Annotated in this window: 23 protein-coding genes and 1 riboswitch; of the genes, 16 read left to right on the forward strand and 7 right to left on the reverse strand. The window is 68.3% G+C overall.

Translation table 11 applies throughout. The features are described 5' to 3' along the window. Positions 1-25: 25 nt before the first annotated feature. The 3 genes from HII28_RS04585 to HII28_RS04595 all read left to right on the forward strand — a co-directional run bounded on the left by HII28_RS04585 (position 26) and on the right by HII28_RS04595 (position 2,870). Positions 26-808, forward strand: coding sequence for a hypothetical protein (locus HII28_RS04585; protein ID WP_170024328.1), 783 nt, complete (start codon positions 26-28; stop codon positions 806-808). Positions 809-900: 92 nt separating this feature from the next. Further along, the gene (locus HII28_RS04590; protein ID WP_170024329.1) at positions 901-1,644 is read left to right on the forward strand and encodes an ABC transporter permease; all 744 of its coding nucleotides are present in this window, start codon (positions 901-903) and stop codon (positions 1,642-1,644) included. Continuing rightward, positions 1,641-2,870, forward strand: coding sequence for a glycoside hydrolase family 27 protein (locus HII28_RS04595; protein WP_170024330.1), 1,230 nt, complete (start codon positions 1,641-1,643; stop codon positions 2,868-2,870). Before HII28_RS04590 ends, HII28_RS04595 begins: the two co-directional genes overlap by 4 nt. A 29-nt stretch (positions 2,871-2,899) precedes the next feature. Here HII28_RS04595 and HII28_RS04600 read toward each other — a convergent pair whose 3' ends face one another. Continuing rightward, positions 2,900-3,037: a hypothetical protein gene (locus tag HII28_RS04600; protein WP_170024331.1), complete on the reverse strand. Its 138-nt coding sequence runs from the start codon at positions 3,035-3,037 to the stop codon at positions 2,900-2,902. A 151-nt stretch (positions 3,038-3,188) separates the two neighbouring features. Here HII28_RS04600 and HII28_RS04605 point away from each other — a divergent pair, with 151 nt between their 5' ends. From HII28_RS04605 to HII28_RS04620, 4 genes are all read left to right on the forward strand, one after another. Further along, on the forward strand, positions 3,189-4,298 hold the full coding sequence (locus HII28_RS04605; RefSeq protein ID WP_170024332.1) for an acyltransferase: 1,110 nt from the start codon (positions 3,189-3,191) through the stop codon (positions 4,296-4,298). Positions 4,299-4,448: 150 nt separating this feature from the next. After that, positions 4,449-5,891: a ferric reductase-like transmembrane domain-containing protein gene (locus HII28_RS04610; RefSeq protein WP_170024333.1), complete on the forward strand. Its 1,443-nt coding sequence runs from the start codon at positions 4,449-4,451 to the stop codon at positions 5,889-5,891. A 21-nt stretch (positions 5,892-5,912) separates the two neighbouring features. After that, on the forward strand, positions 5,913-6,470 hold the full coding sequence (locus HII28_RS04615; RefSeq protein WP_170024334.1) for an FMN-binding protein: 558 nt from the start codon (positions 5,913-5,915) through the stop codon (positions 6,468-6,470). A gap of 80 nt (positions 6,471-6,550) precedes the next feature. After that, complete coding sequence (locus HII28_RS04620; RefSeq protein WP_240977236.1) at positions 6,551-7,339, forward strand: FAD:protein FMN transferase; 789 nt, start codon at positions 6,551-6,553, stop codon at positions 7,337-7,339. On the opposite strand, the gene HII28_RS04625 is transcribed toward HII28_RS04620, so the two are convergent. The 3 genes from HII28_RS04625 to HII28_RS04635 form a co-directional block, all read right to left on the reverse strand. Further along, positions 7,320-8,048, reverse strand: coding sequence for a VIT family protein (locus HII28_RS04625; protein ID WP_170024335.1), 729 nt, complete (start codon positions 8,046-8,048; stop codon positions 7,320-7,322). The genes HII28_RS04620 and HII28_RS04625 overlap by 20 nt on opposite strands. A gap of 74 nt (positions 8,049-8,122) precedes the next feature. Next, on the reverse strand, positions 8,123-8,500 hold the full coding sequence (crcB, locus tag HII28_RS04630; protein WP_170024336.1) for a fluoride efflux transporter CrcB: 378 nt from the start codon (positions 8,498-8,500) through the stop codon (positions 8,123-8,125). Next, a complete protein-coding gene (locus HII28_RS04635; RefSeq protein ID WP_170024337.1) occupies positions 8,497-9,111 on the reverse strand; it encodes a CrcB family protein in 615 nt (204 codons plus the stop codon). Before HII28_RS04635 ends, crcB begins: the two co-directional genes overlap by 4 nt. 24 nt (positions 9,112-9,135) lie before the next feature. Continuing rightward, positions 9,136-9,225: riboswitch (Fluoride riboswitch) on the reverse strand. Between the two features lie 57 nt (positions 9,226-9,282). Here HII28_RS04635 and HII28_RS04640 point away from each other — a divergent pair. The 8 genes from HII28_RS04640 to HII28_RS04675 all read left to right on the forward strand — a co-directional run bounded on the left by HII28_RS04640 (position 9,283) and on the right by HII28_RS04675 (position 17,041). Beyond that, positions 9,283-9,801 carry a universal stress protein gene (locus HII28_RS04640; protein ID WP_170024338.1) on the forward strand — a complete coding sequence of 173 codons (519 nt, stop codon included), beginning with the start codon at positions 9,283-9,285 and terminating at the stop codon, positions 9,799-9,801. 111 nt (positions 9,802-9,912) lie between these two features. Next, positions 9,913-10,860 carry a hypothetical protein gene (locus tag HII28_RS04645; protein ID WP_170024339.1) on the forward strand — a complete coding sequence of 316 codons (948 nt, stop codon included), beginning with the start codon at positions 9,913-9,915 and terminating at the stop codon, positions 10,858-10,860. Positions 10,861-10,910: 50 nt separating this feature from the next. Further along, positions 10,911-12,488, forward strand: a complete 1,578-nt coding sequence (locus tag HII28_RS04650) for an adenosylhomocysteinase (protein ID WP_170024340.1) — start codon at positions 10,911-10,913, stop codon at positions 12,486-12,488. Next, positions 12,485-13,822 (forward strand): amidohydrolase family protein, encoded by a 1,338-nt coding sequence (locus tag HII28_RS04655; protein WP_170024341.1) that lies wholly within the window; start codon positions 12,485-12,487, stop codon positions 13,820-13,822. The genes HII28_RS04650 and HII28_RS04655 overlap by 4 nt, the downstream gene beginning before the upstream one ends. Continuing rightward, positions 13,819-14,289 (forward strand): cupin domain-containing protein, encoded by a 471-nt coding sequence (locus HII28_RS04660; protein ID WP_170024342.1) that lies wholly within the window; start codon positions 13,819-13,821, stop codon positions 14,287-14,289. The genes HII28_RS04655 and HII28_RS04660 overlap by 4 nt, the downstream gene beginning before the upstream one ends. A 162-nt stretch (positions 14,290-14,451) precedes the next feature. Next, complete coding sequence (locus HII28_RS04665) at positions 14,452-15,300, forward strand: ABC transporter substrate-binding protein (protein WP_346769187.1); 849 nt, start codon at positions 14,452-14,454, stop codon at positions 15,298-15,300. Positions 15,301-15,353: 53 nt separating this feature from the next. Beyond that, positions 15,354-16,253, forward strand: a complete 900-nt coding sequence (locus HII28_RS04670) for an amino acid ABC transporter permease (RefSeq protein ID WP_170024343.1) — start codon at positions 15,354-15,356, stop codon at positions 16,251-16,253. An 8-nt stretch (positions 16,254-16,261) separates the two neighbouring features. Next, positions 16,262-17,041 carry an amino acid ABC transporter ATP-binding protein gene (locus tag HII28_RS04675; RefSeq protein WP_170024344.1) on the forward strand — a complete coding sequence of 260 codons (780 nt, stop codon included), beginning with the start codon at positions 16,262-16,264 and terminating at the stop codon, positions 17,039-17,041. Between the two features lie 98 nt (positions 17,042-17,139). Here HII28_RS04675 and HII28_RS04680 read toward each other — a convergent pair whose 3' ends face one another. From HII28_RS04680 to HII28_RS04690, 3 genes are all read right to left on the reverse strand, one after another. Further along, on the reverse strand, positions 17,140-17,946 hold the full coding sequence (locus HII28_RS04680; protein WP_170024345.1) for an SDR family NAD(P)-dependent oxidoreductase: 807 nt from the start codon (positions 17,944-17,946) through the stop codon (positions 17,140-17,142). A 37-nt stretch (positions 17,947-17,983) separates the two neighbouring features. Then, positions 17,984-20,941 carry a UPF0182 family protein gene (locus HII28_RS04685; RefSeq protein ID WP_170024346.1) on the reverse strand — a complete coding sequence of 986 codons (2,958 nt, stop codon included), beginning with the start codon at positions 20,939-20,941 and terminating at the stop codon, positions 17,984-17,986. A gap of 212 nt (positions 20,942-21,153) precedes the next feature. Next, positions 21,154-22,341 (reverse strand): PDZ domain-containing protein, encoded by a 1,188-nt coding sequence (locus HII28_RS04690; RefSeq protein ID WP_346769188.1) that lies wholly within the window; start codon positions 22,339-22,341, stop codon positions 21,154-21,156. Positions 22,342-22,525: 184 nt separating this feature from the next. Between HII28_RS04690 and HII28_RS04695 the strand changes: the two genes are divergently transcribed. After that, a complete protein-coding gene (locus HII28_RS04695) occupies positions 22,526-23,938 on the forward strand; it encodes a zinc-dependent metalloprotease (RefSeq protein ID WP_170024347.1) in 1,413 nt (470 codons plus the stop codon). The last annotated feature ends 627 nt before the right edge of the window (positions 23,939-24,565 follow it).

Genomic DNA, 24,565 nt, shown 5'->3' on the forward strand with positions numbered 1-24,565 from the left:
GTATCCGCCGTTGCAGAGAGCCCCGATGACACGAACAGCCACAGCCGCGGTGCGCACCAGAGCGCAGCGGGTACCCGATCCCACTCCCCTCTTCTGGATCACCAAAGCCGTCTCGACCGCGATGGGCGAGGCCGTTTCCGACTTCTCGATCCACGTGCTGCCGCCCGTGGTCGCCGTGCTCTGCGGATTCGCCCTGTTCGTGATCGCGCTGCTCATCCAGCTGACTCGCCGTCGATACATCCCGTGGGCGTATTGGACCGCCGTCGGCATGGTCGGCGTGTTCGGAACCATGGCCGCCGACGTGATGCACGTCGCGCTCGGCGTGCCGTACGCCGTCAGCTCGGCGTTCTACGCCGTCGTGCTCGCCCTGGTCTTCCTCGTCTGGTGGCGCCTCGAGCGCACCCTCTCGGTGCACGACATCACGACCACGCGACGCGAACTGCTCTACTGGGCAGCCGTCGTCGCCACCTTCGCGATGGGCACCGCGCTCGGCGACCTCGCCGCGGTAGGACTCGGGCTCGGCTACCTCGCCTCCATCGTGGTCTTCGCCGTCGTGATCCTCATCCCGGCGCTCGGATACCGCTTCGCGCACTGGAACTCCGTGTTCTGCTTCTGGTTCGCGTACGTCGTGACCAGACCGCTCGGGGCATCCGTTGCGGACTGGTTCGGCAAGGAGCGCGTCGACGGCGGTCTCGGGTTCGGCGAGGGATGGGTGTCCCTCGTGCTCGTGCTGCTGATGGTGGTGCTGGTCTGCGCCATGTACCTGCGCTCGCCGAGACGGACGCAGGCGATCGACGTGCAGTCCTAAGGGTGCTGAGGCCGTGACTCCGTCCCTGACCGGGAGCGGGCGATCGTGAGCCGCTGCGGGCGCTGGGACACGGGCATCCGTAGGCTCCTGCCATGACCACTGTGCTGCTCGACAGCCTCATCGGCGTGGGCGTGCTGATCGTGCTGACCACGGCGGTTCTCTGGTTCTACGGCGCACCCAAGCGCTGGGCGCCGGCTCTGGCCGTCTTGCGCGGCATGCTGCAGCTGGCGGTCGTGAGCGTCATCCTGGCCGGCGTCATCACGAGCGGATACTGGGTGGCCGTCGCGCTCCTGGTGATGTTCGGCGTGGCGAGCTTCACGGCCATCCGGCGCATCGGCTGGAGCAGGGACCACGCCTTCATGATCCTCACGGCGATGGCCACCGGCATCGCCGTCACGCTCACGGTGGTCTTCGTGACGGGCACGATCGAGTTCTCAGCGCGCTACGTGCTCGCGATCGGCGGCATCGTGATCGGCAACTCCATGACGATCGCCACGCTGGCGGGGCGTCGCTTCGTCGAGTTGGTGCGGGATCGCTGGGACCAGGTGGAGGCGTGGATGTCGCTGGGCGCCACCCCGCGCCAGTCCACGCACGACCTGGCCCGTGACGCCGTCTATGCCGCGCTGATCCCTTCGACGGATCAGACCAAGACGACGGGGCTCGTCACGCTTCCTGGTGCCTTCGTCGGAGCCATCTTCGGTGGCGTTTCACCGCTGGAGGCCGGACGATTCCAGATCGTCGTGCTCGCGTCCATCATGGCTGCGGGGGCCATCACCGCGGTGATCGTCGCGACCTGGATGTCACCGGTGCGCGTGAAGCCGGAGCCGGTGAAATGAACGGGCGGCGGGCATCCGTCCTCCTGGCTTCTCTGGCCACGACCGTCTGCCTTCTCCTGGCCGGATGCACAGCTGTGCCATCGGTCGCTGGCCGCGCCGAGGTCGGCGCCGAGGTCACGACGCCGCCGATGGGCTGGAACAGCTGGAACCATTTCGGATGCTCGGTCACCGAGGCCGACGTGCGGGCGGCCGCCGACGCCATCGCTGCGGACGGGCTGCGTGCTGCCGGCTACACGTTCGTCAACGTGGACGACTGCTGGCAGGATCCGACCCGTGACTCGAGCGGACGGCTCCGCGCGAACCGGGAGCGCTTCCCGCACGGCATAGCCGCCCTCGCCGCCTATGTGCACTCGAAGGGCCTGCACTTCGGTCTCTACGCTGCGCCGGGCCGGCAGACGTGCGCCGAGCGCTACCAGGGATATCCGGGCAGCGTCGGCAGCTTCGGACACGTCGAGCAAGATGCCAGGATCTTCGCCGCGTGGGGCGTCGACTACCTGAAGTACGACTGGTGCGCGGCGGATCGCGACGGCGTCGGTCACGAACAGGCTTTCGCGCAGATGCGAGCGGCGCTCGACGCGACGGGCAGGCGGATCGTGTTCAGCATCCACGACAAGCCGGAACAGCCAGCGCCGGCCTGGCGGCACTGGGTGGCCGATCTGTCTCGCACCACGCCCGACATCCAGGATTCCTGGTCGTCCGTCGTGTCCATCGTGCGCAGCACGCTCGCGAGCGGCACCACGCATGTCTCCGGCTACTGGAACGATCCGGACATGCTCGAGGTGGGCAACAGCGGCATGTCCGATACCGAGCAGCGCAGCCACTTCGCACTGTGGGCCGAGCTCTCTGCGCCGCTCCTGATGGGCAACGACCTCTCGAAGGCCTCGCGCGCCACGCGCGACATCCTCGGCAACACGAGAATCATCGCTGTCGACCAGGATGTGCTCGGCGCGCATCCTGTCACGGTCGCGGCTTCCTCCGACCACGCGCTCGTGCTCGCCAAGCCGCTCGCGGACGGCGGGATCGCGGTGACGATCACCGCGCTGGACGCGACCACGTCCAGCATCTCGGTGTCGAGCCGAGCGCTGGGCTTGGGCGGTGCGTCATCCGGCGACGATCTGGAGACCGGCGAGCGCGTGACATTCGGGTCGACGATCACCGTCAACCTCGACGGTCACGCCACAGCGATGTACACGCTACTGCCGCACACCTCTGTCCCGTCTTCTTGAGCGTCCGGCGCCGAGCGGCTCGACCCGGCTCAGTCGCTGAGCTCGTCGACGGCGAGTTCGCGGTGAGCGCTGTGCTCGTCGGCCGAACCGACGACCGCCACGGTGTAGAGCGCGCCGAGCCCCACGGCGGCCACGACGAAACCGACCGTCACCAGCGTCCAGATCATGTCGCTCCCCTTCCTCGGATCGTCAGCTTCGCGCGGCTGTTCACAGAAACCGCCCATCTGGGCGACGGCGACGCGGCCGGAGAGCGGATGACGTTCCGCCTCCGCCGGTCCGGTCACCGAACGCATAGCCGCCGTCGCGTAAGACTGGGGTGTGGACTCACCGGAAACCGTGAAGCGCCCGACCAGACGGCGCAAGCTCTACGAGTTGGAGGTCGTGCGCGTCCTCACGTTCGCGTGCGTCATCGGGGTGCACGTGGTGAGCCACACGGCACAGGGCAGCGCGCCGATCGTGGGAAGCCTGATCCTGCTGCACTTCACCCGCGAGGTGTTCTTCGCACTGACCGGGTTCGTGCTCACCCTCAGCTACCTTCGCAAGCCGAAACCGATGCGCGAATTCTGGCCGCGGCGGTTCCTGCTCGTCGGTGTTCCCTACCTGGTGTGGTCGCTGATCTACTGCATCATCAGCGCCATCGGCAAGCCGTTCGACCTCTGGCAGTTCCTGCAGCACTACTTCTGGGCCTCGCTCACCGGCACGGCGTACTACCACATGTATTTCCTGCTGGTCACGATGCAGATCTACCTGTTGTTCCCGCTGCTCGTCTGGCTGGTGAAGGCCACCCGCCGCTGGCACTGGTTGCTCGTTTCGCTGTCGTTCGCGCTGCAGCTGACCATCAGCGCCTTCGACCAGTACAAGCCGGGGTCGATGCACTGGATCAACCTGTTCAGCAACGTCATCAACTACCAGGCGTTCATCATCGCGGGAGCCGTCGGCGCGTACCACTCGACCGCCGTGCTGCAGTGGGTTCGGGTGCACCGCCGTCTCATCGCCGTCATCACGCCGATCGCCGCCGCCCTCACCATCGGGGCGTACCTGCTGCAGCTCTCCTGGGGGTACAGCGTGTACGCGGCGTCCACCGCGTACCAGCCGGCCGTTCTCGTGTGGTCGGCCGTGGTCGCCGTGGCGCTTCTCGCGATCGGGGCGTGGTGGGTCGACCGTCGGCCGGAGGATCCGCACCGCACCCTCGACTACCTCTCGGACCGTTCGTTCGGCGTCTTCCTGGCGCATCCGCTCGTGCTCTGGCTGCTGCTCCTGGTGGCCGGCGGGCTGCTGAACTCGTGGCCGCCGTTGGTCTCGACGATCGTGGCGTACCCGATCGTGGCGCTCGGAGCGCTCGGAATCGCGGATGTCGCGCGGCGGAGCATCCTGAGCCTCCCCTTGGCCGGGCGGCCGCGTTCCACCCGCCGCAAGAACATCCCCTGAGGCGGTGGTCGAGCTTCACCCTCGCGGATGCTCGTCTCGGTCGTTCCGCCAACCTGGCCGCCTGCCTCGAACCCTATGGATCGTCCCCGAGGTCTCTGAGCGGAGCGGATTCTTGCATCTTCCTCATAATCGCGTGAGCAGCATCGAACCATGACCACCTTCGGACAGGAGCGGGCGTCGCTGACGCCGGATGCGCCGGTGACGCACGCCTCCTGGACCGCAGCGGACGTCGAGCGCCGGCCGCCGACGGACTGGTGGCGTCTGGGCGCCGTCGCCGTTGTCTGGCTGACCAGCCTGTTCGTCGTCGCGCTGTGGGTGTCCGGCGGCGGCCTCGAGGATCTCGTGCGGTTCGACGCCGACACGCTCAACACCCTCGGACGCATCACGGGTCTCGTCGCCGCGAACCTGCTGCTGTACCAGGTGCTGCTCATGGCGCGAATCCCGCTGTTCGAGCGCGGATTCGGTCGCGACGGCATGACGCGCATGCACCGCCTCGTCGGCTTCTGGTCGTTCTGGCTGATGCTCGCGCATATCGTGCTCATCACCATCGGATACGCGGCGGAGAGCGGTACGAATGTCATCGTGCAGGCCTGGCAGTTCGTCTGGGACTACCCGGGGATGCTCCTCGCCACGGCGGGGACGCTCCTGCTGATCCTGGTCGTCATCACGTCGATGCGGCGAGCGCGCAAGCGCCTTCGCTACGAGTCGTGGCACCTGCTCCATCTGTACGCGTATGTCGGGGTCGGCCTGTCCATTCCGCACATGCTGTGGACGGGCGCCGACTTCCTGACCTCTCTGCCCGCGACCGTGTACTGGTGGGCCCTCTGGGTGGTCTCCGCGGTGAGCCTTGTGATGTTCAGGGTGCTCGTGCCCGTCATCCGCTCGCTCAGGCACAGCGTGCGCGTCGCCTCGGTCGAGCCGGACGGCGGCCGCGGCGTCGTCGTGCGCATGCGCGGTCGCGCGCTGGAGCGGCTCCGAGCCGAGTCCGGACAGTTCTTCCTGTGGCGCTTCCTGGACGGGCCGGGATGGATGCGCGGGCATCCGTTCTCGCTCGCGGCCGCTCCGCAGGGCGACGAGCTCGTCATCTCCGCCAGGGTGCTCGGTGACGGCACGCAGAGGTTGCTCGGCCTGCGCTCAGGGACGCGCGTGGCGTTCGAGGGTCCGTTCGGAAGGCTGACGGGCCGCGAGCGCCGCGGCCGCAAGCTGCTCATGATCGGCGCGGGCGCGGGCGTCACGCCGCTCGTCTCGCTGCTGGAGTCGGAGGAGTATGCCGACGGCGAGGCGGCACTCATCGTGCGGGACCACGAAGCACGCGATGCACTCCGAAGCGAGGCGATCGGCGATCTGGTGCAGAACCGGGGTGTGCGCTACGCGAGGCTCGACGGGCATCGCTCGCACGGCGCATCGCCGTGGCTGCCGCAGACACACGCGGAGTGGGCGGGCGATGACCTGATCCGCTACGTCGCGCCCGACCTCGAGCTCTACGACGCGTACGTCTGCGGACCCGAGCCGTGGATGGACAGCGTGACCAAGGATCTGCGCGCCGCCGGGCTGAGCCCATCCCGCATCCACACCGAGCGATTCTCGATCTGACGACAGCTGCAGAAGGCACCCATGAAGAAGATCATCTACGGACTGCTGGCGACGATCACCGGCATCGTGCTGCTGTTCAGTTATCGAACGTCGCTCGACGCGGTGAGTCCGACCGCCTCGACTTCCGGCACCGGTGGTGCCACCAATGGAACGGGCTCGACCGGATCGTCCAACTCGACCGGATCGGATACGACGGGTTCGGGTTCGTCCTCGGGCTCCAGCTCGAGTGGGTCGTCGTCGACAGGCTCGTCCGCGTCCGCTTCGCCTTCGGCTTCCGCATCCGCTTCATCCAACGGCCTGAAGGACGGCACGTTCACGGGCGCGTCCGCCGACACGCGTTACGGACCGGTGCAGGTTGCCGTCACCGTCTCCGGCGGCAAGATCACCAAGGTCGACGTTCCGGTATATCCGACGGAGAGCTTCCGCGACGAGGAGATCAACCGTCAGGCGGTGCCCGAGCTCGTCTCAGAGACGCTCAACGCTCAGAGCTCGAACATCGACATGGTCTCCGGCGCCACGTTCACCAGCGAGGGATACCTCAAGTCGCTGCAGAGCGCACTCGACGAGGCGCACGCGTGATGGAGCCTTCTGGGTCTGATCGCACCGGGCCGGATAGATCGGTGCGGGATCGCGCAAGGCTCGTCCGCACGGCGCCCATCATGGGAACCGTTGCGAGCATCCACGTTCTCGGGGACGCAGGAGGCGGCCCGGTCGACGAGCGCGAGGTGCAGCCGGCGATCGATGCCTGCTTCCAGGAGCTCGCCGACCTCGAGCGGATCTTCTCTCCATTCCGCGCCGACTCCGACATCTCCCGGATTCGTGCCGGCGTCCTCGCTCCGGCCGATGCGGATTGCCGTGTGGCGGTCGTCCGCGGCGAATGCGAGGAGGCGAAGCGTCTCACGCACGGCCTCTTCGACGCCTGGCATCAGGGTTGGTTCGACCCGACCGGATACGTCAAAGGCTGGGCGACCGAGACGGCCGCCCGCCACCGTCTCGAGCCGCTGCTGGAGATGGACGGCGTGGATGCGGTGGGCATCGGTGTGGGCGGCGACGTGCAGCTCTTCACTGCTCAGGGATCCGACTGGCGCTGGCACGTCGGCATCGCGGATCCGGCCGCTCCCGGCAGCGTCGCCGCCACGATCGAGGTTCGCACCGGCGCGGTGGCGACCTCGGGCATCGCTGAACGCGGATCCCACATCATCGATCCGCGGACCGGATCCCCGGCGACCACGGTCGCCAGCGCGACCGTCGTGGCCGACGGCCTCGCCACCGCGGACCTCTGGGCGACGACCGCGGTGATCGCCGGCTTCGACGACCTCTCGTGGACCGGTGCCGAGGGTGTGAGATCCGGAATCCTCATCTCACCCTCGGGCGAGATCAGGCGCTGGGCGGGCAGCATCGAGCTCGCCCGTTGGCAGGACCCGGCTCTCACCCGGCCGTCGCGTTGAACAGACGACCGATCAGGAATGTCGCGGCGAGCGCGATCGCGCCGCCGATCACGACGCGCAGCGCGGCTTTGCCGCGGGAGCTTCCGCCGATGGCCGCCGCGACGTAGCCGGTCACGGCGAGCGCCACGATCACGGCCACGAAGGTCACGGGCACTCGCCACGCAGACGGCAGCAGGATGGTCAGCATCGGAAGAGCGCCGCCGATGAGGAACGACAGCGCCGACGCGAGCGCGGCGTGCCACGGGCTCACGACGTCGTCGGGATCGATGTCCAGCTCGGCGGAGAGGTGTGCCCGCAGCGCGTCGTGGGCGGTGAGCTCTTCTGCCACCTTGTAGGCGGTCGCCTCAGAGAGGCCCTTCGCCCGGTAGAGCCCGGCGAGCTCCTCGAACTCCTCCTCCGGCATGGTGGCGAGCTCTTCGGTCTCCTTCGCGATGAGTGCCCGCTCGCTGTCGCGCTGACTGCTCACGGAGACGTACTCCCCGAGCGCCATCGACACCGCGCCGCCGACCAGGGCGGCCAGCCCTGCGACGACGATCGCGTCAACACTCGACGTCGCTCCCGCGACGCCGACCACGATGGCCGCCACCGAGACGATGCCGTCGTTGGCGCCCAGAACTCCGGCGCGCAGCCAGTTCAGGCGCTGCGCGAGTCCCGCACGATGCGGCTCATCCGGATGCTGGCCCGGCGCGGGCTCCGATTCCTCAGACATACCAGAAGCACACCACACGAGCCCCTGGCGGTCGAGGAAGGTGAGGCGTCCCTCAGCCGGCGGCGCGGCAACGGTCAGAGCACCGAGCCGAGCCAGAGGCCGCCGAATCCGACGGCGACCGTTGCGACGAGCACGAGGATGCCGTTGCTGAAGGCCATCACCCACTCGCGTTCCTGAATCAGCCGCACCGTCTCGATGCTCGCCGTGCTGAACGTCGTGTAGCCGCCCATCAGGCCAGTGCCGAGCACAAGCACCCATTGCGGCGTCAGCAGCGCGCTCGCAGCGAGTCCGGTGAGGAACCCGAGGATGAACGAGCCGGACACGTTGATCACGGCGGTCCCCCAGGGGAACGGTGAGCGCACCCGCGAGCGCACCAGCCCGTCCACCACGAACCTCATCGCTGCGCCGACTCCGCCGGCGAGGCAGAGCGCGACGAAGACTCCCGGACTCACCCGTCCCGCCTTCCCGCACCAGGCTTCGGCCCGGAGCTCCTCAGCTTGGCCGCACGCGTCAGCCGGGCACCGACCAGGATGCCCGCGACGGATGCCGCGGCGCCGGCCACCACACTCGCCAGGCCGTACCCGATGCCCACCAGCTCCTGGCCGCTGCCGAAGGTCACGGCGATCCCGACGGCCAGGGTGCTGTAGGTCGTGTAGCCGCCCATGAAGCCGGTGCCTACCAGCAGTCGCAGGGCGCGGCGTCGACCTTCGTCCGGTCCGAGTCGCAGCAGGAACTCCAGCACGACGCCGAGGGCGAAGGCACCGGTGAGGTTGATCATGAAGATCGCGGTCGGGAAAGCGCCCGCCGCCGGGATGACGAGGCTCAGCGCCTCGCGGGTTCCCGTGCCGATCGCCCCGCCGAGCGCGACCAGACCGACGAACCGCCACGTGAGGTGCACAGGACGCGGACGCGCGGGAGGGCGGGCATCGGCGACCTCGATGTCGCTGTCGACGGGGAGCGACTCGAATGCGGCGCGCGAACCGGCGTGCTGCACCTCGGCGGCGGCTTCCGCTGATCCGGGCGGCGTGCGGGGCGCGTCCTGGTCGGGGGACGTGCTGGGCATGGTTCACCTACCTTGCTCTCGATGAGTGCGGTAGGAGTCATCAGCCGTCGTGGCGGTTCGGGCGCGGCCTTCACGTGCGCCGTCCCGGGTGGATACCCCATCACCCAGGGTTAGAGGATACCGGGGCCCTCGCATCCTGGGCAAAGTCGGAGCATCCTGGTGGAGGGGGCGATGACGATGTCGGACACCGGCGAGCACGGGAACTGCCTGGTCGTCGGAGTCGCCCCGTCGCAGGCAGCCGAGGTGATCCACGAGGCCGCACGGTTCGCCAGCATGCTCGGCGCCTCCCTCGTGCTCGCCGCTGTTGACCCCACCAGATACACGACCGGACGCAACCAGGACGGGACGGTCACCGCGTTCTCCGTCGATCCTGATGCGAGCGACGTCATCACGGAGCACGTCGATCCTGAACTCGAGGAGCGGCTGCGCTCGATGCTGGCTCCGACCCGCGTGCCGTGGTCGCTGCGCGCGATGGCCGGCGATCCGGCTCAGGAACTCGCGCTGCTGGCCGACGAGCTCGATGCGATCGCGATCGTCGTCGGCACACGCAAGCCGGGGCTGCGCACCACGGCGCACGAGTTCTTCAGCGGCTCCGTCGCCGTGCACCTCGCCCATCGCCAACGCCGACCGGTGATCGTCGTTCCGATCGCGCCCGTCTCGCACGGTCAGCGCCTGCCGTGGGAGATCTGAGTCTCACGTGGGACGTCTGACCGGAGACGTTCCGTCCCTCTCGCTGCGTACTGTTACGGCCGACTCACCCCTCACGGCAGCGGCCGACAGCGGTGCGCTACCGTGAAGCCGATGTCGATTCAGGAGCAGGCCGCCACTCCCCCGGCGAGCAGGTGGCGTCCGTTGGCGTGGATCGTCCCCGTCGTGGTGGTCGGAGCCGCGATCATTGTGCTCGTCACCCGCTGGTTCATCGCGCTCCCCGCGGTCGCGGACTTCATCCGCACGTACCCGGGCACCAGCGCGCTCCCGGTATGGGCGCCCGTCGGTTTCCCCCTGTGGCTCGCGATCCTGCACTTCCTGAGCGGTGCCTTCCTCTTCTTCATCGTGTTCTCCGGCTGGTCCGTTCGGCGCACCAGGCGAGGAGGCGTTCGGCCGCGAGAGTTCTGGATCCGGGACAACGACCGTCTCGTGCGCACGAAGAATCCGCCGGTGCGGATCACCCTCACCTCGTGGTGGCATCTCACCCTCGACGCACTCTGGGTGCTCACCGGAGTTCTCTTCGTGGTGCTCCTGTTCAGCACGGGCCAGTGGGTGCGGATCGTCCCCACCAGCTGGGACGTGATTCCGAATGCCGTCTCGGCGGCTCTGCAGTACGCGTCGTTGGACTGGCCCGTCACCAACGGCTGGGTCGACTACAACGCGCTGCAACTCCTGACCTACTTCGCCACCGTGTTCCTCGCGGCTCCGCTCGCGGTCCTCACGGGCATCCGCCTCGCACCAGGGCTGTCAGTGCGGCTGCGCAGGTTCGACAAGGCGTTCCCGCTGCCGAGAGTGCGGGTCGTTCACTACGTCGTGATGATCTGGTTCGTCGCCTTCACCATCGTGCACGTGGCGCTCGTGCTGCTCACCGGTCCGCTGCGCAACCTCAACCACATGTACGGGCTGAGGGATGACTCCAGCTGGGTCGGGCTCATCGTGTGGGTCGCCTCGCTCGTCGTCATCGCGATCGCCGCGGCGCTCCTGCGGCCGCCGCGCCTCGATGCCCTGGCCGAGCTCACCGGCAGCGTCAAGCGCCGCTGAGCATCTTCGGGCTGAACGTCCTCGGGCTCGCGCTTCTTTAGGCTTGAGGGGTGTCCGCCGACCTCGCCTTCGCACGCATCGCGTTGCGCCGTTTCGCGCGCGCGACGAATCTGCTCGTGCCAGGGCGATCGTTCACCGTGCTCGGCGACGAGGGACGAGCGGATGCTCTCCGCGGGCTCCTGAGATCGTGCGGCGGCCGGGAGTCGGTCGCCTCGCCCGACTACCTGTTCGCCACGACGGAGACGTCGTGGCAGCGCGCGGCGGGGTTCGGGTCTCCGATCGTCGTCGACGTGGCGGGATCGCTGACCGCGGAGATCTCCGGCCGCGCCGCCCCTTCCACCAGGGACGGCATCCTCCGTCTCGACGGGATCGACGTCGTGCCCGCGTTCCCGTCGCTTCCCGCCCAGGCTCCGCTCCCGGCGGCACCCGGCCGGATCGCCTGGGCGGGCGCACACATGCCGCTCACCGCGTCCTTCGCGGCGGATCTGAAGCGCGACGAGCTGCTCAACGGGCGGCGGATCGCGGTCTCCATGGTGCTGGAGCCGAAGACGGCCGTCCTGGCGCTCGCGCTGCGCGACGCCGGCGCCGACGTGCACGTCTTCTCGCATCGCTACGAGACGGACGAACCCGTTGCCGCCCACCTGGGTGAACTGGGCATCCCGGTGTTCGCGGATGCGCGCGGTGACGCCGCAACGGACCGCACCCTCGCACTTCGACTGCTCGACACGGATCCCGACGTGCTCATCGACGACGGCGCGCACGTCATCCGGCTCGCGCACAAGGCCCGGCCGGAACTCGTCACCCGCATGATCGGTGCAGCGGAGGAGACGACCAGCGGGGTGCGCGCGATCCGCGCGCTCGGCGACGGACTCCGCATGCCCGTCGTCGCGGTGAACGACGCCGTCACCAAGACCCGCTTCGACAACCGTTACGGAACAGGGCAGTCCTGCGTGTTCGCGCTCGCCGACACCCTCGAATCCGTTGCGGGTCTCGTTCCTGCGACGGACTCGTTCGACGACGCCGTGGTGGCGGTGCTCGGCTTCGGACCCGTCGGGCAGGGCGTCGCGCAATTCGCGAGGGCGCTGGGCGCACGGGTGCGTGTGGCCGACGTGGACCCCCGCGCGGAACTCGAGGCTCGGTACGCGGGATATTCGACGGGTGCGGCAGCGGAGATCCTGCCCGGCGCCGACATCGTCTTCTCCGCGACGGGGGTCGCCCGCACGATCACGGCCGAGCTCGTGCGGCTGCTGGACGAGGCCGTCCTGGCCGTCGCCGGAGGCGTGGATGACGAGATCGAGGTGGACCGCCTTCGCCGGTCGGCGCACACGGCGCGAGCCGGGGATCACGTCGAGACCTTCACGTTCGACGACGGGCGCGTCGTGACCGTCGTCGACGATGGCGAGTGCGTGAACATCACGGCAGGCGAAGGCAACCCGATCGAGATCATGGATCTTTCGTTCGCCGCGCAGTTGCAGGCGCTGCGCACACTGCTCACGGGCCGTGACCTGCCGCCGGAGCTGATGCCGCTCCCGGTCGAAGCCGACCGCGAGATCGCGCGGCGTGCCCTGCCGCACCGGCGCGCCGGTCAGCTGCCCGCCGGTCCGTGCGGTGAAGGAGCGGCCTCGTGAGCAGCATCCACGTCTTCTCGGCATCCCTGGTGCTGCCGGTGACCGCCCCGCCCATCCTGGACGGCGCGATTGCGGTGCGCGACGGGCGCATCCTGCACGTCGGCGATCGACCATGGGTGCTCGGCGCACTGAGGGAACGCGGCGAGGAGTTCCGCGAGACGCACGCGGACGGCATCCTCGCGCCCGGCCTGGTCAATGCGCACACCCACCTGCAGTACACCGGCATGGCCGACGTCGGCCAGGGCAGGTATCGCGGCTTCGAGGACTGGGCCCGCGCATTCGACGCGCTCTACGAGCATCCGCACGACTGGCGGGCGGATGCTGTGGCCGGCGCGGGCCGCCTCCTCGCCTCCGGCGTCACCGCCGCCGCCGACGTGGTCACCGACCTCGAAGCCGCCGCCGTGCTCCACGACACTGGCCTGCACGGCATCGCGTACTGGGAGGTGATGAGCTGGGAGGACCAGCAGTGGCGCGACTACGGACGCGACCAGGTGCAGGCCGAGCTCGACCGGATCCCCACGACGCCTGGATCCGGACTCTCGCCGCACGCACCGTACTCGCTCGACACCGTTCCGCTGCACGAGATCCCCGACATCGTTCGCGAGCGCGGGCTGCGACTGCACATCCATCTCGGGGAATCGCAGTTCGAGGGCGAGCGGATCGCCGACGACGACGGTGAGCGTCACGAGAACTGGCGCTTCGCCGGCGTGCAGAGCTTCCGTGCCCTCCGCGAGCTCGGGTTCGGCACGAGTGCGACCGAGTTCGTCGACCAGCTCGGCGTGCTCGGGCCGGACTGCCATATCGCGCACGGCGTTTACATGACCGAACAGGATCGCCGCCTCCTGCGCCTGCGCGGTACGAGCGTCGCTCTGTGCCCTCGGTCGAACGACGTCATCGGGCTGGAGCCGCCACCCGTCGCCGACTACCTCGCCGAGGGCAACGCCATCGCCGTCGGAACGGACTCGCTCTCGTCGAGTCCTTCGCTCGATCTCATGGCCGACGTCGCCGCGTTGCACCGGCTGGCCAGGGCGCAGGGCTACCGTGGCGACGACCTGCACGCCCGGCTGCTGGGTGCGGCGACGTTGGGCGGTGCCCGCGCGCTCGGCCTCGACGTCGGCCCCCGCCGCCTCGGACAGTTCGGCGTCGGCGCCGTGGCCGACCTCGCGTTCTTCGACGTGCCCGTCACGACCGTTCCGGATGCCACGGCCGAGCTCATCGAGGCCGGCACCGGGCGTTGCGCGGCCACCTACGTCGACGGACGCCATCGATGGTCCAGGCCGGAGCTGCACGAGGCGCCCGCCGATGAGGATTCCGACGAAGTGAGGCGACGATGAGCAGTTCCGACGTTCAGAGGTCCGTATCCGAAGACCGGATCCGGCCGGCACTCGCGGAGCGGCTCGACCTCGAGCGGCACCCCGAGGGCGGATGGTTCCGCCGCACCTGGACATCGCCCGTCTCGGTCGAGCTGCCGAGAGGCGAGCGGGCTGCGGCATCCCTCATCCACTACCTGCTCGAGGACGGCGAGTCGTCGGCGTGGCACGTTGTGCAGTCCGACGAGATCTGGCTCTGGCACGGGCCGGGCAGGCTCGGCCTCCGGCTCGGCGGAACCGGTGATGCGCCGGTCGAAGGCACGACCTCGATGCTCGGCCCCGACATCCTCGCCGGCGACCGGGCGCAGGCCGTCGTCCCGGCCGGGGTGTGGCAGCGAACGCTGCCCGCGGCGGGCGAGACTCTCGTCAGCTGCCTGGTCTCGCCCGAGTTCAGCTTCGACGACTGGAAGCTGAGTTCGACCGCTGGTTGAGTCGGTCGGAACGAACCCGCGCACCCCGGCCTCCGTCGGCCCGGCTTCACCCGGCGTAACCGATTCCCGGTCTCCCAGGTGACTCTCGTAAAATCGCCGTGCATCAGAGAGGAGCGCGACAGCACGCGGCCCCTCTCTTCTCCTTTTCCCGGAAGGCCACCCGTGTCCCGCACCCCTCGTTCCCCGCGCGCTCCGCGCCGCATCGTCCTCGGCGCGGTCGTCGCCGCGGCAGCGCTCGTCGCACTGAGCGCCTGCAGCTCGGCCACCACCACGACCACGCACGGCCTGGAAACCATCACTGCGGGCAAGCTCACGGTCGCGACCGGCCAGCCCGCGTACTCCCCGTGGGTCATCGACAACAAGCCGCAGTCGGGTCAAGGCTTCGAATCGGCGGTCGCGTACGCGGTGGCGAAGAAGCTCGGCTTCTCGAAGGACGAGGTCACCTGGACGCGCACCGGTTTCGATCAGGCGGTCGCCCCTGGCCCGAAGGACTTCGACTTCAACCTGCAGCAGTTCAGCATCACCGACCAGCGCAAGAAGGCCGTTGACTTCTCCTCGCCGTACTACACGACGACGCAGGCGGTCGTTGCGTACAAGGGCACCCCGGTGGCGTCAGCGACCAGCGCCGCCGACCTCAAGCCGTACAAGATCGGCGTGCCTGCCGGAACCACCAGCTACGACGTGCTCATCAAGGAGGTTGGCGGATCACCCGCCGTGTTCAACTCCGAAGATGACGCCGTTCAGGCGCTCAAGAGCAAGCAGATCGACGCGATCGCCGTCGACCTGCCTGCCGCGTTCTACATCACGAGCGCCCAGCTGAAGAACGCCACGATCGTCGGACAGTTCTCCGACACCGACGGCGGTGACGACTACGGCCTCGTGCTGGCGAAGAACTCGCCGATCACGAAGAAGGTCACCGCCGCGGTCGACGCGCTGCGCGAGGACGGCACCCTGGCCGCGCTCGAAAAGAAGTGGCTGTCCGACTCCGTGAACGTGCCCACGTTCAAGTAGGCGATACCGTCCCAGCTGTGCCTGCTTCGCCATCTGCACCCGATCCATCGACGATGAATCCCACGTCGGTGTCCGATGCGACCCTCGGCGGGGACGGATCGGCCACGGTCGCGCATGCGCCGAGCGCCGTCGCGCTCGACCGCTCGAGGTTCCGCAAACGGCAGTCGACCCGATCCGTGGTCATCGCCCTGGTGAGCACCGTGGCGTTCGCGGTCGTCGTCTGGTTCGCCGTGGTCAACACGCCCGGCTGGGCGCTCGTGCAACAGTCCTTCTTCGATCCGAAGACGGCGTGGCAGGCGCTGCCGAGCGTGTTGCTGGGTCTGTGGACGAACATCCAGGTGCTGTTCTTCGCCGCGATCGGCGTGGCGATCTTCGCAACGCTGCTCGCTGCCATCCGCTCGCTGCGTGCGCCGGTCTGGTTCCCACTCCGGTTCCTCGCAACGGCGTACACCGACCTGTTCCGTGGGCTTCCGGTCCTCATCGTGCTGTACCTCGTGGGATTCGGGATCCCTGCGCTTGGGGTGTTCCCGCGAGTGCCGGCGGAGGTGTGGGGCACGATCGCGCTGGTGCTGTGCTACTCCGCGTATGTGGCAGAGGTGCTCCGCGCAGGCATGGAGGCAGTGCATCCGTCTCAGCGCTTCGCGGCGCGCTCGCTCGGGCTCACGCACACGCAGACGCTGCGGCTCGTGGTGTTCCCGCAGGGCATCCGCAAGGTGACGCCTGCGCTCATGAACGACTTCGTGTCGATGCAGAAGGACGTAGGCCTCATCTCCGTACTGGGCGCCGTGGATGCCGTGCGCGCGGCGCAGATCAACGTCGCCGAGACCTACAACTTCACCGCGTACGTCGTGGCAGGCCTTCTCTTCGTGTTGATCAGCTGGCCCATGATCCGTCTCACGGACTGGTACACGGCACGAGCGCAGAGGCGCGAGCAGACGGGCGGTGTGGTGTGAGCGAGCGGATGACGACTCCCTCAGCGAGCTTCGCGGACGACGCATCCGCTGCCTCGGTGCTCAGCATGCGTCGCGTGTACAAGGCGTTCGGTGAGAACGTCGTGCTGCGCGGCATCGACCTCGACGTGAACAGGCACGAGGTGGTGGTGCTCATCGGTGCGAGCGGATCCGGCAAATCCACGCTGCTGAAGACCGCGAACCTCCTGGAGCAGATCGACGACGGCCAGATCTTCCTGCACGGTGAGGACATCAGCGATCCACGTGTCGACGTGGACAAGACGCGCGCGCGCATCGGCGTCGTCTTCCAGCAGTTCAACCTCTTTCCGCATCTCACCGTTCTCGACAACGTGACCCTGGCGAATCGCAAGGTGCACAAGATGGCGAAGGACCAGGCGGAGCAGGTCGCCGTCGAGCTCCTCGGTCGCATCGGTCTCGGCGACAAGCTCAAGGCCTATCCTGACCGGCTCTCCGGTGGGCAGCAGCAGCGGGTCGCCATCGTGCGCGCCATCGCCAGCAATCCCGAGCTGCTGCTCCTGGACGAGATCACCAGCGCCCTCGACCCTCAGCTCGTCGGCGAGGTGCTCGATCTCGTGACGGAGCTGAAGGCATCAGGATCCACGATGGTCATGGCCACGCACGAGATGTCGTTCGCGCGACGTGCAGCAGATCTCGTCGTGTTCCTCAAGGGCGGCGTGCTGATCGAGCAGGGGCCGCCGGAGCAGGTGTTCGACGATCCGCAGCACCCGGAGACCCGCGAGTTCCTCGCCCGCGTGCACACGGTCGCCTGAGGCGAGAGCCGCGCGAGCTCGCTCGCATGGCCGAGCCGAGGAAGAACCGTTGAGCGACGCGAACACGGTTGCCTAAGGCAAGAGCCGTGCGAGGAAGGTCACCGTGCGGTCCATCCGCCGTCTATGGCCAGCGTCTGCCCTGTGACGAGGGATGCCGCGGGCGAGGCCAGGAAGACCGCCGCGCCCGACACCTCCCGCGGAACCCCGATGCGGTGGAGCCCGGCGATCCGCTCGAGGGTGTCGGCTCGGAACTCGGGGTCCGACAGTGCCGCCTGCGTGCCGTCGGTCTCGATGAAGGTCGGGGCCAGCGCGTTGACGCGGATCCCGTATCCGCCCCACTCCACGGCATGGCATCGGGTCATGTGCACGACAGCCGCCTTCGCCACGCAGTACGCCGACTCGCCGGGAAGGGCGACCAGCCCCGCCTGCGACGCGACGTTGACGATGGAGCCGCCGCCGGCATCCCGCATGTGCCGAGCGGCGTGCTGAGACAGGAAGTAGGTGGACTTCGTGTTCAGCGCCCAGACCCGGTCGAAGTCGTACTCCGTCACGTCGATCGCCGCGCCCATGATCCCGCCGCCGGCATTGTTGACGAGCGTGTCGAGCCGCCCGAACTCCTCGACCGCCCTGTCGATGGCGGTCCGTCCGCCTTCGAGGTCCGTCGCGTCGAGTCGCACGGGCAGCGCACGGCGCCCGAGCGCCTCGATCTCGGATGCCAGCCCCGCGTCATCCGAGACGTCGCGCAGCCCGATCGCGACGTCGGCACCGGCCCGCGCGAACTCGAGCGCGATGGCTCGACCAAGGCCCCGTCGGGCGCCGGTGACGAGCACGGCCGAGCCCGTCAGGTCGAACGGCGATGAGAAGTGGGACACGGACGTCGTCGCGTCCGGCAGCGAAGCGGTCATGCCGCCAGGCTACCGAGCGCGGGGCGGCGTCAGCCCGTTACTTGGAGCCGCCGGTCGATGAGCCGCTCTGTGCGGCGATCGCCTGCGAAGCCGCCAGGGCGTCGGCCAGGTCCTTCTTCAGCCGGGTGTCCTCGGCGCCGTACGTCGCCCAGTCCCCCGCCTTGAGCGCCGCGTCCCTGTTGGCCAGCGCCACCTTCGCGTCGTTCAAGGCGTTCTGCAGGGTCTGCTCCTCGTCCGAGGTGCCACCGCCCGTCGCAGGCGACCCGGATCCCGTTCCGGGCGACGTGGCGCCCGTCGCGCCGCTCGTTCCGTTGTCCGTGGTTCCCGTGTCACCGGCCGGCGCGCCGGAATTGCCGCCGAACAGCACGTCGAGCGCGCCGTCGAGCGTGTCCTCGAACGCGATCTTGTCGCCGAACGACACGAGCACCTTCTGCAGGAGCGGGTAGCTGGTCGAGCCGCTCGACTGGATGTAGACGGGTTCCACGTACAGAAGGCCGCCGCCGACGGGCAGCGTCAGCAGATTGCCGTTGATCACCTTCGTGGATCCGGTGCGCAGCAGGTTGAGCGCCTGCGACACGCTCGTGTCCGAGTCGAAGCTGTTCTGGACAGAGCCCGGCCCCGGAATCGTGTCTTGCGATGGCAGACGCAGAAGTCTCAGGGTGCCGTAGTCGGAGGCCTTCGAGCCAGTCTTGTTCCCCGCGTTCGAGTCGACGGCGAGATAGCCCTTGAGGATGCTGCGGTTCGACGCACTGGTCGACTGCGGGATGAACGTGGTGTACAGCGAGAACTGCGGATCCGACTGCCCCGGCATCTGCATCGTCAGGTAGTACGGGGGTTGCAGGGCTGTCGCCTCTGAGCTGTTCGGATCCGGCGGCACCTGCCAGGCATCCGTGCCGGAGAAGAATGCGCCGGGATCAGTCACGTGGTACTGAGCGAGCACGTCGCGCTGCACCTTGAAGAGGTCGGCCGGGTAGCGGACGTGGCTCATAAGAGCGCCGCTCATCTGGCTCATCGGCTTCACCGTGTTCGGGAACACCTTCTGCCACGTCTTCAGCACCGGGTCCGACGCATCCCACGCGTAGAGCGTGACCTTGCCGGTGTACGCGTCGACCGTCGCCTTCACCGAGTTGCGGATGTAGTTGACGTTGTCCATGCCGTACGTGTTGGCTGTGGCGGTCTGGGAATCCGAGGTCGCGCTGCTGTAGGAGACCTCCTGCGAGTACGGATACTGGTCGCTCGTCGTGTAGCCGTCGATGATCCAAACGATGTGCCCGTCCACGACGGACGGATACGGATCGCTGTCCAGCGTGAGGTACGGCGCAACCTGCTGCACCCGCGAGATCGGGTTGCGGTTGTACAGGATCTGCGAGTCGTTGTTGACGGCATCCGAGAGCACGATCTGCTCGTCCTGGAACTTGATCGCGTACGCCAGACGGGTGAACAGGTTGTCCAGCTTCGGGCCGCCGTTGCCGTTGTACGTGGTGTACGTCGCCTGCTGTCCTCCGGATCCGGCCGGGTAGTCGAGCTCGACGGGCTTCGATCCGGACGGGGCGCCAACGATCGAGTACTTGGGCGACTCCTCGCCGAAGTAGACCCGAGGCTGATAGTCGCCGAGCTTCCCGGAGGTGGGGATGCCCGACTCGAAGAAGTCGGGCTCGCCATCCGATTGCCGCTGGTTGCCGTACGCGGCGACCAGGCCGTATCCGTGCGTGTAGACGAACGTCTCGTTGTACTTGCCGGAGTTGCCGAGTCCGGACTGGCGCAGCTCGCGCACGGCAACGACGCTGTCCTGCTCCTTGCCATCGATCGTGTAGCGGTCGACGTCGAGATCGGACGCGAATCCGTAGTACTGGCGGAACTGCTGCAGCTGGGCGAACGCATCCGACACCACGGCCGGGTCGAGTATGCGGATGCTCGCCGTCGTCTCCGCGTCGTTGCGCAGCGCACCCTGCTTCGCATCGGTCTTCGCGTCGTACGTACTGGTCTTCACCTTGTCGATGCCGAACGCCTGCCGCGTCGAATCGATGGACCGCTGGATGTAGCTGGACTCGAGCGTCTTCTCGCTCGGGGCGACGACCAGCTTCTGCACGCCCCACGGGTAGATGACGCCGACGATGATGGCCGAAACGATGAGCAGCGCCGTGCCGACCAACGGATACCGCCAGCGGCCGACGAACGCCGTCAGCACGAAGAGCAGAGCGACCAGCACGGCGATACCGGCCAGGATGGCGCGCCCGGGGATGGTGGCCGTGACGTCGGTGTATGCGGCGCCGTTCACGCGGCCGCCGACGGAGGAATCCGTGAGCGAGGCGTAGCGATCCAGCCAGATGCTGACCGCCTGCAGCAGCAGGTACACGGCGGCGAGCACGGCGATCTGCACGCGGGCGGCCCTGGAGATGCGCACCTCGCGGCCGTTCACGCGCACCGACCCGTAGAGGTAGGCGGTCGCGATGGTCGCGAGCAGGGAGATGATGACGACCGCCGACATGAACGCGACGACGCTGCGGTACCAGGGCAGCGCGAACATGTAGAACGACGTGTCCAGGTGGAACTGCGGATCCTTCGTGCCGGATGGCACCCCATTCAGCCAGAGGGCCGCGGTCTGCCAGCGGCTCGCCGCCGCGGCCCCGGCGAAGAGTCCGAAGACGATCGGGATGCCGTAGGTCGCCAGCCTGCGCAGCGGCTCGACCACCTGCTGGTAGCGGCCAACACCCGAGTCGAGCTTCGCGTAGACCGGACGCAGCCGGTAGGCGAGGAACATGCAGAGCCAGAGCGGCACCGCCATGGCCAGGAACCCGATCAGGAACATCGCCCCACCGGCGAGCCACTGAGTGGTCAGCACGTTGAGGTAGCCGGCCTGCTGGAACCACAGCACATCGGTGTAGAGGCTCGCGAAGATGAAGAACGCGATGACGAGCACGGCCACGATGCCGATGGTGATCCAGATCGCCGCGCGGCGACGTCGGCCGGGGTGGCGTACTTCAGCGGATGTCACGAATGATCCTCTTCGGGGGGCGTTGCGGACGTGGCATCGTCCGCTCGGGCGCTAGGAACCCATCCTAGGGCGGCTAACTCGGGTGTCTGTCGAACGCCACCTGGGAGGGCGCTGCGCGCTGGAGCTATGAGCGAAGGCCCTGTCGGCCCATGCCGCGAAGCCAGCGTCGCGGCAGGTGCACTGGCGGGGTAGGTAGTGGCCACTTCGGTCTTTCACGACGCCGGGCAGGTCGGCAAGTCGGCCGTACTGCCGCCGGTCCGCACGGCATCCAGGACCTTCAGCGAATCGTCGAGCGTCGTGACGGAATAGACGTGCAGGCCGGATGGGACGTGGCCCGTCACCTCGTCGCAGTTCGACGTGGGTGCGAGGAAGACCGTCGCACCCGCCGCTCGAGCGGCGTACATCTTCTGCCGGATGCCGCCGATAGCGCCGATGTTGCCCTCGTTGTCGATCGTTCCCGTGCCTGCGACGCGTGCGCCGCCGTTGAGCGATCCGGGGGTGAGCTTGTCCATGATGCCCAGGGCGAACATCTGCCCGGCGCTGGGACCGCCGACGTTGTCCAGCTGGATCGTGACCTTGAACGGGAAGTCGTAGTCCATCGACGCGCCGATGCCGATCACCACAGCACCTGCCTCCTTCTCCGGCGTCACCGAGACGACCTGCTGCTTCTTGTCCCGCTCGATCGTGATCGATGCCGGCGTTCCCGCGCCGTTCTTCTCGAGCTGATCGCGCAGGGACTGCACGCCCTTCACGTCGATGCCGTTGACGGCCACGATCACGTCGCCGACCTCGAGGATCCCCTTCGCCGGTCCGTCCACCACCTGCTGCACGACGATGCGCTGCGGGAAGTCGTAGCCGAGCTCGTTGAGGGCGGCCGCCACGGCGTCCTTCTGCGAGTCCGTCATGAGCTGCGCGTTCTCGGCATCCTGCTGCTGCACGTTCTGCCCGGGCGGATACGCCACGTCGACCGGGAGGACAGCTCTCGAGGCCGAGAACCACGCCGTGATCACCTCGCCCCAGTTGGGCAGCTGGTCGGGGTTGCCGATCTCCGACACGGTGAGCAGGTCGAGCGACCCCTTGGTGGGATACGTCTTGTGGCCGCTCACGACGATGAGCGGCTTCTTCTCGTCCGCGTTGGTCGGGGTCGTGCCGACCGGGTGGTTGTACCCGAGCGTGTTGAAGACGGGTCCTGGCGCCTGGATCACGTAGGGCACTGGCGACAGAGCCATGACGAGGAGCAGCACGAACGAGACGACCACGAGCGCGGCGCCGATGCGACGCGACCGAGGGACGCGGGATTCGGATGCGACCGTGCCGCCGTCATCCGCTCCGCCACCGTTCGCGCGATCGCCTTCCGACCGGGAACCCGACGCGGAAGCGTCATCGGAGAAAAGCGACACCCTGAAGGCTCCTGTTCGCGACAGGCGGACGGCGGACGAGCCCAGCGTAGGCGATTTCCCACCTACGACCGCTGTGCGCCGGGCTAGCGTTGAATGTGCGTCGGCGCCATGACCGCATTCACTGCCGTCGACGACTCATAGACGCACTCCGACGACACAGCGGATCGACGAGAAGAGGCATCGCATGTCCGATGACGACCGGGACGACTCCGACGATGAGCTGCGGGACATGCTGCGCCAGTTCCTCTCCGGCAACGGCGCGTCGTTCGACCCCAGCCAGCTCGCCGGCGCGGCGGGCCTGCCCGGCGACGCCGCGAGCATCCAGGCGCTGATGGGTCAGTTGCAGAGCGCTCTGCACTCCCCGTCGGACGGCATCAACTGGGACATCGCTCTCGAGCAGGGCACGACTCTCGCCTCGAAGGAGTCCGTCGACACGACGCCCGCTGAGCGCGCCTCTCTCGACCAGGCGTTCAACGTTGCGGCCCTCTGGCTCGACGAGGTGACCAGCATCTCCGAACTGACGACGACTCCCGTGCTGTTGAGCCGTCGTCAGTGGGTCAAAGACACGATGCCGGTGTGGACCCAGCTGGCCGAGCCCGTTGCGACGAGCATCTCGGATGCCCTCACCCAGGTCATGCAGGAGCAGGCGCCCGACGAGATGCGCGGCATGCTCCAGAACGCAGGCCACGTGGTGCGTGCCGTCGGTGGCACCCTGTTCGCCATCCAGCTCGGGCAGGTCGTCGGTCAGCTGTCGGCCGAGGTGGTCTCCGGTGGAGACATCGGAATCCCACTGCTCAAGGACGGCACGGCCGCACTCCTGCCGCAGAACGTCGCCGCGTTCGGAGAAGGGCTCGACATCCCGACCGATCAGGTCGCGATCTACCTCGCCGTGCGCGAGCTGGCGCACGCCAGGCTGTCCCGTCACGCCAAGTGGCTGCGACTGCGGCTCATCACCGCGATCACCGAATTCGCCCGCGGCGTCACGATCGACACCGACCGCATGCAGGAGCTCGCCGAGAGCTTCGATCCCTCGAATCCTGAGGAGCTCCGCGAGGCCATGGTGAGCGGTGCGCTCATCCCTCCGAAGACGGAGGCCCAGCAGGCCGCGCTGAGCCGGCTCGAGACGCTGCTCGCCCTCATCGAGGGATGGGTCGACGTGGTGACCGCCAAGGCCACTGCTCGGCTTCCGAAGTCCGACGCCGTCGCCGAAACCGTGCGTCGCCGCCGCGCAGCCGGCGGTCCGGCGGAGTCGGCGTTCGCCACACTGGTCGGCCTGGAACTGCGTCCCCGACGGCTGCGGGAGGCCGCAGCGATGTGGTCTCAGGTGACGGATGCCGTCGGCGACGACGAGCGGGACCGCCTGTGGTCGCACCCCGACCTGCTGCCGACGTCGGAGGACGTCGACGACCCGAGCGCTCTCGTGGCGCGGCTGACGGCATCCGCTGCCGGTCAGGAACCGGAGTTCGACGAGCTCGACGAGGCGATCGCCGCCATGCTGAGCGGCGAGGACTTCGGAGGCACGGGGGAATCGTCCGGCGGTGACGACGGTGACGATCCGGACAGCGGTCGGGACGACGAAGGGCCTCGCCCCGTCTGACCGAGCGGCTTCCGGTCGAGGCCCGCCGAGTCGGCCACCCAGGCTGACCTAGCCCACCCTGTCGCGCATCGGGCTCAGGCCTGGTGCGCTGTGGACAACGCCGTCGCGACGTCGGTCGTCGCGAGCATGATGGCGCGCATGATCCGTCGTCTCGATCCTGCGGTACCTCTCGTCTGGCGCGACACGAGCACACTGCAGCTCGGTGTGGATCGCGTGGTGTGCGTGTTCCACGAGCCGACCCTGTCGACCCAGCGGATGCTCGCGACGCTTGTCACAGGAGCGCCGCGATCCGCTCTCGAGGTGGACGCCGTATCGACCCGAGAGGTCGACGAGCTGCTCTCCGCCGTCAGCGACGCACTGCTTCCCCCGTCACGATCGTCGGCGACTGCGGTCGCGATCGACGGCGATGGACCGACGGCCGAGCGCCTGCACCGACTGCTCCGCGAGGCGGGCCATCGGGTCGTGACCGCGGATGTCGTCGCCGCCGGTAGCGACGCCACCGCAGGCGATCTCGCCGCTGTCGTGGTGTTCGGCTCCTACGTGATCCCTCCGTGGCGTCACGGACCGTGGTTGCGACGCGACGTGCCGCACCTGCCGGTGGTGTTCGGCGACGACGGAGCGGAGCTC

It is taken from the genome of Planctomonas sp. JC2975 (assembly GCF_012985205.1).
In the GTDB taxonomy this organism is placed as follows: domain Bacteria; phylum Actinomycetota; class Actinomycetes; order Actinomycetales; family Microbacteriaceae; genus Humibacter.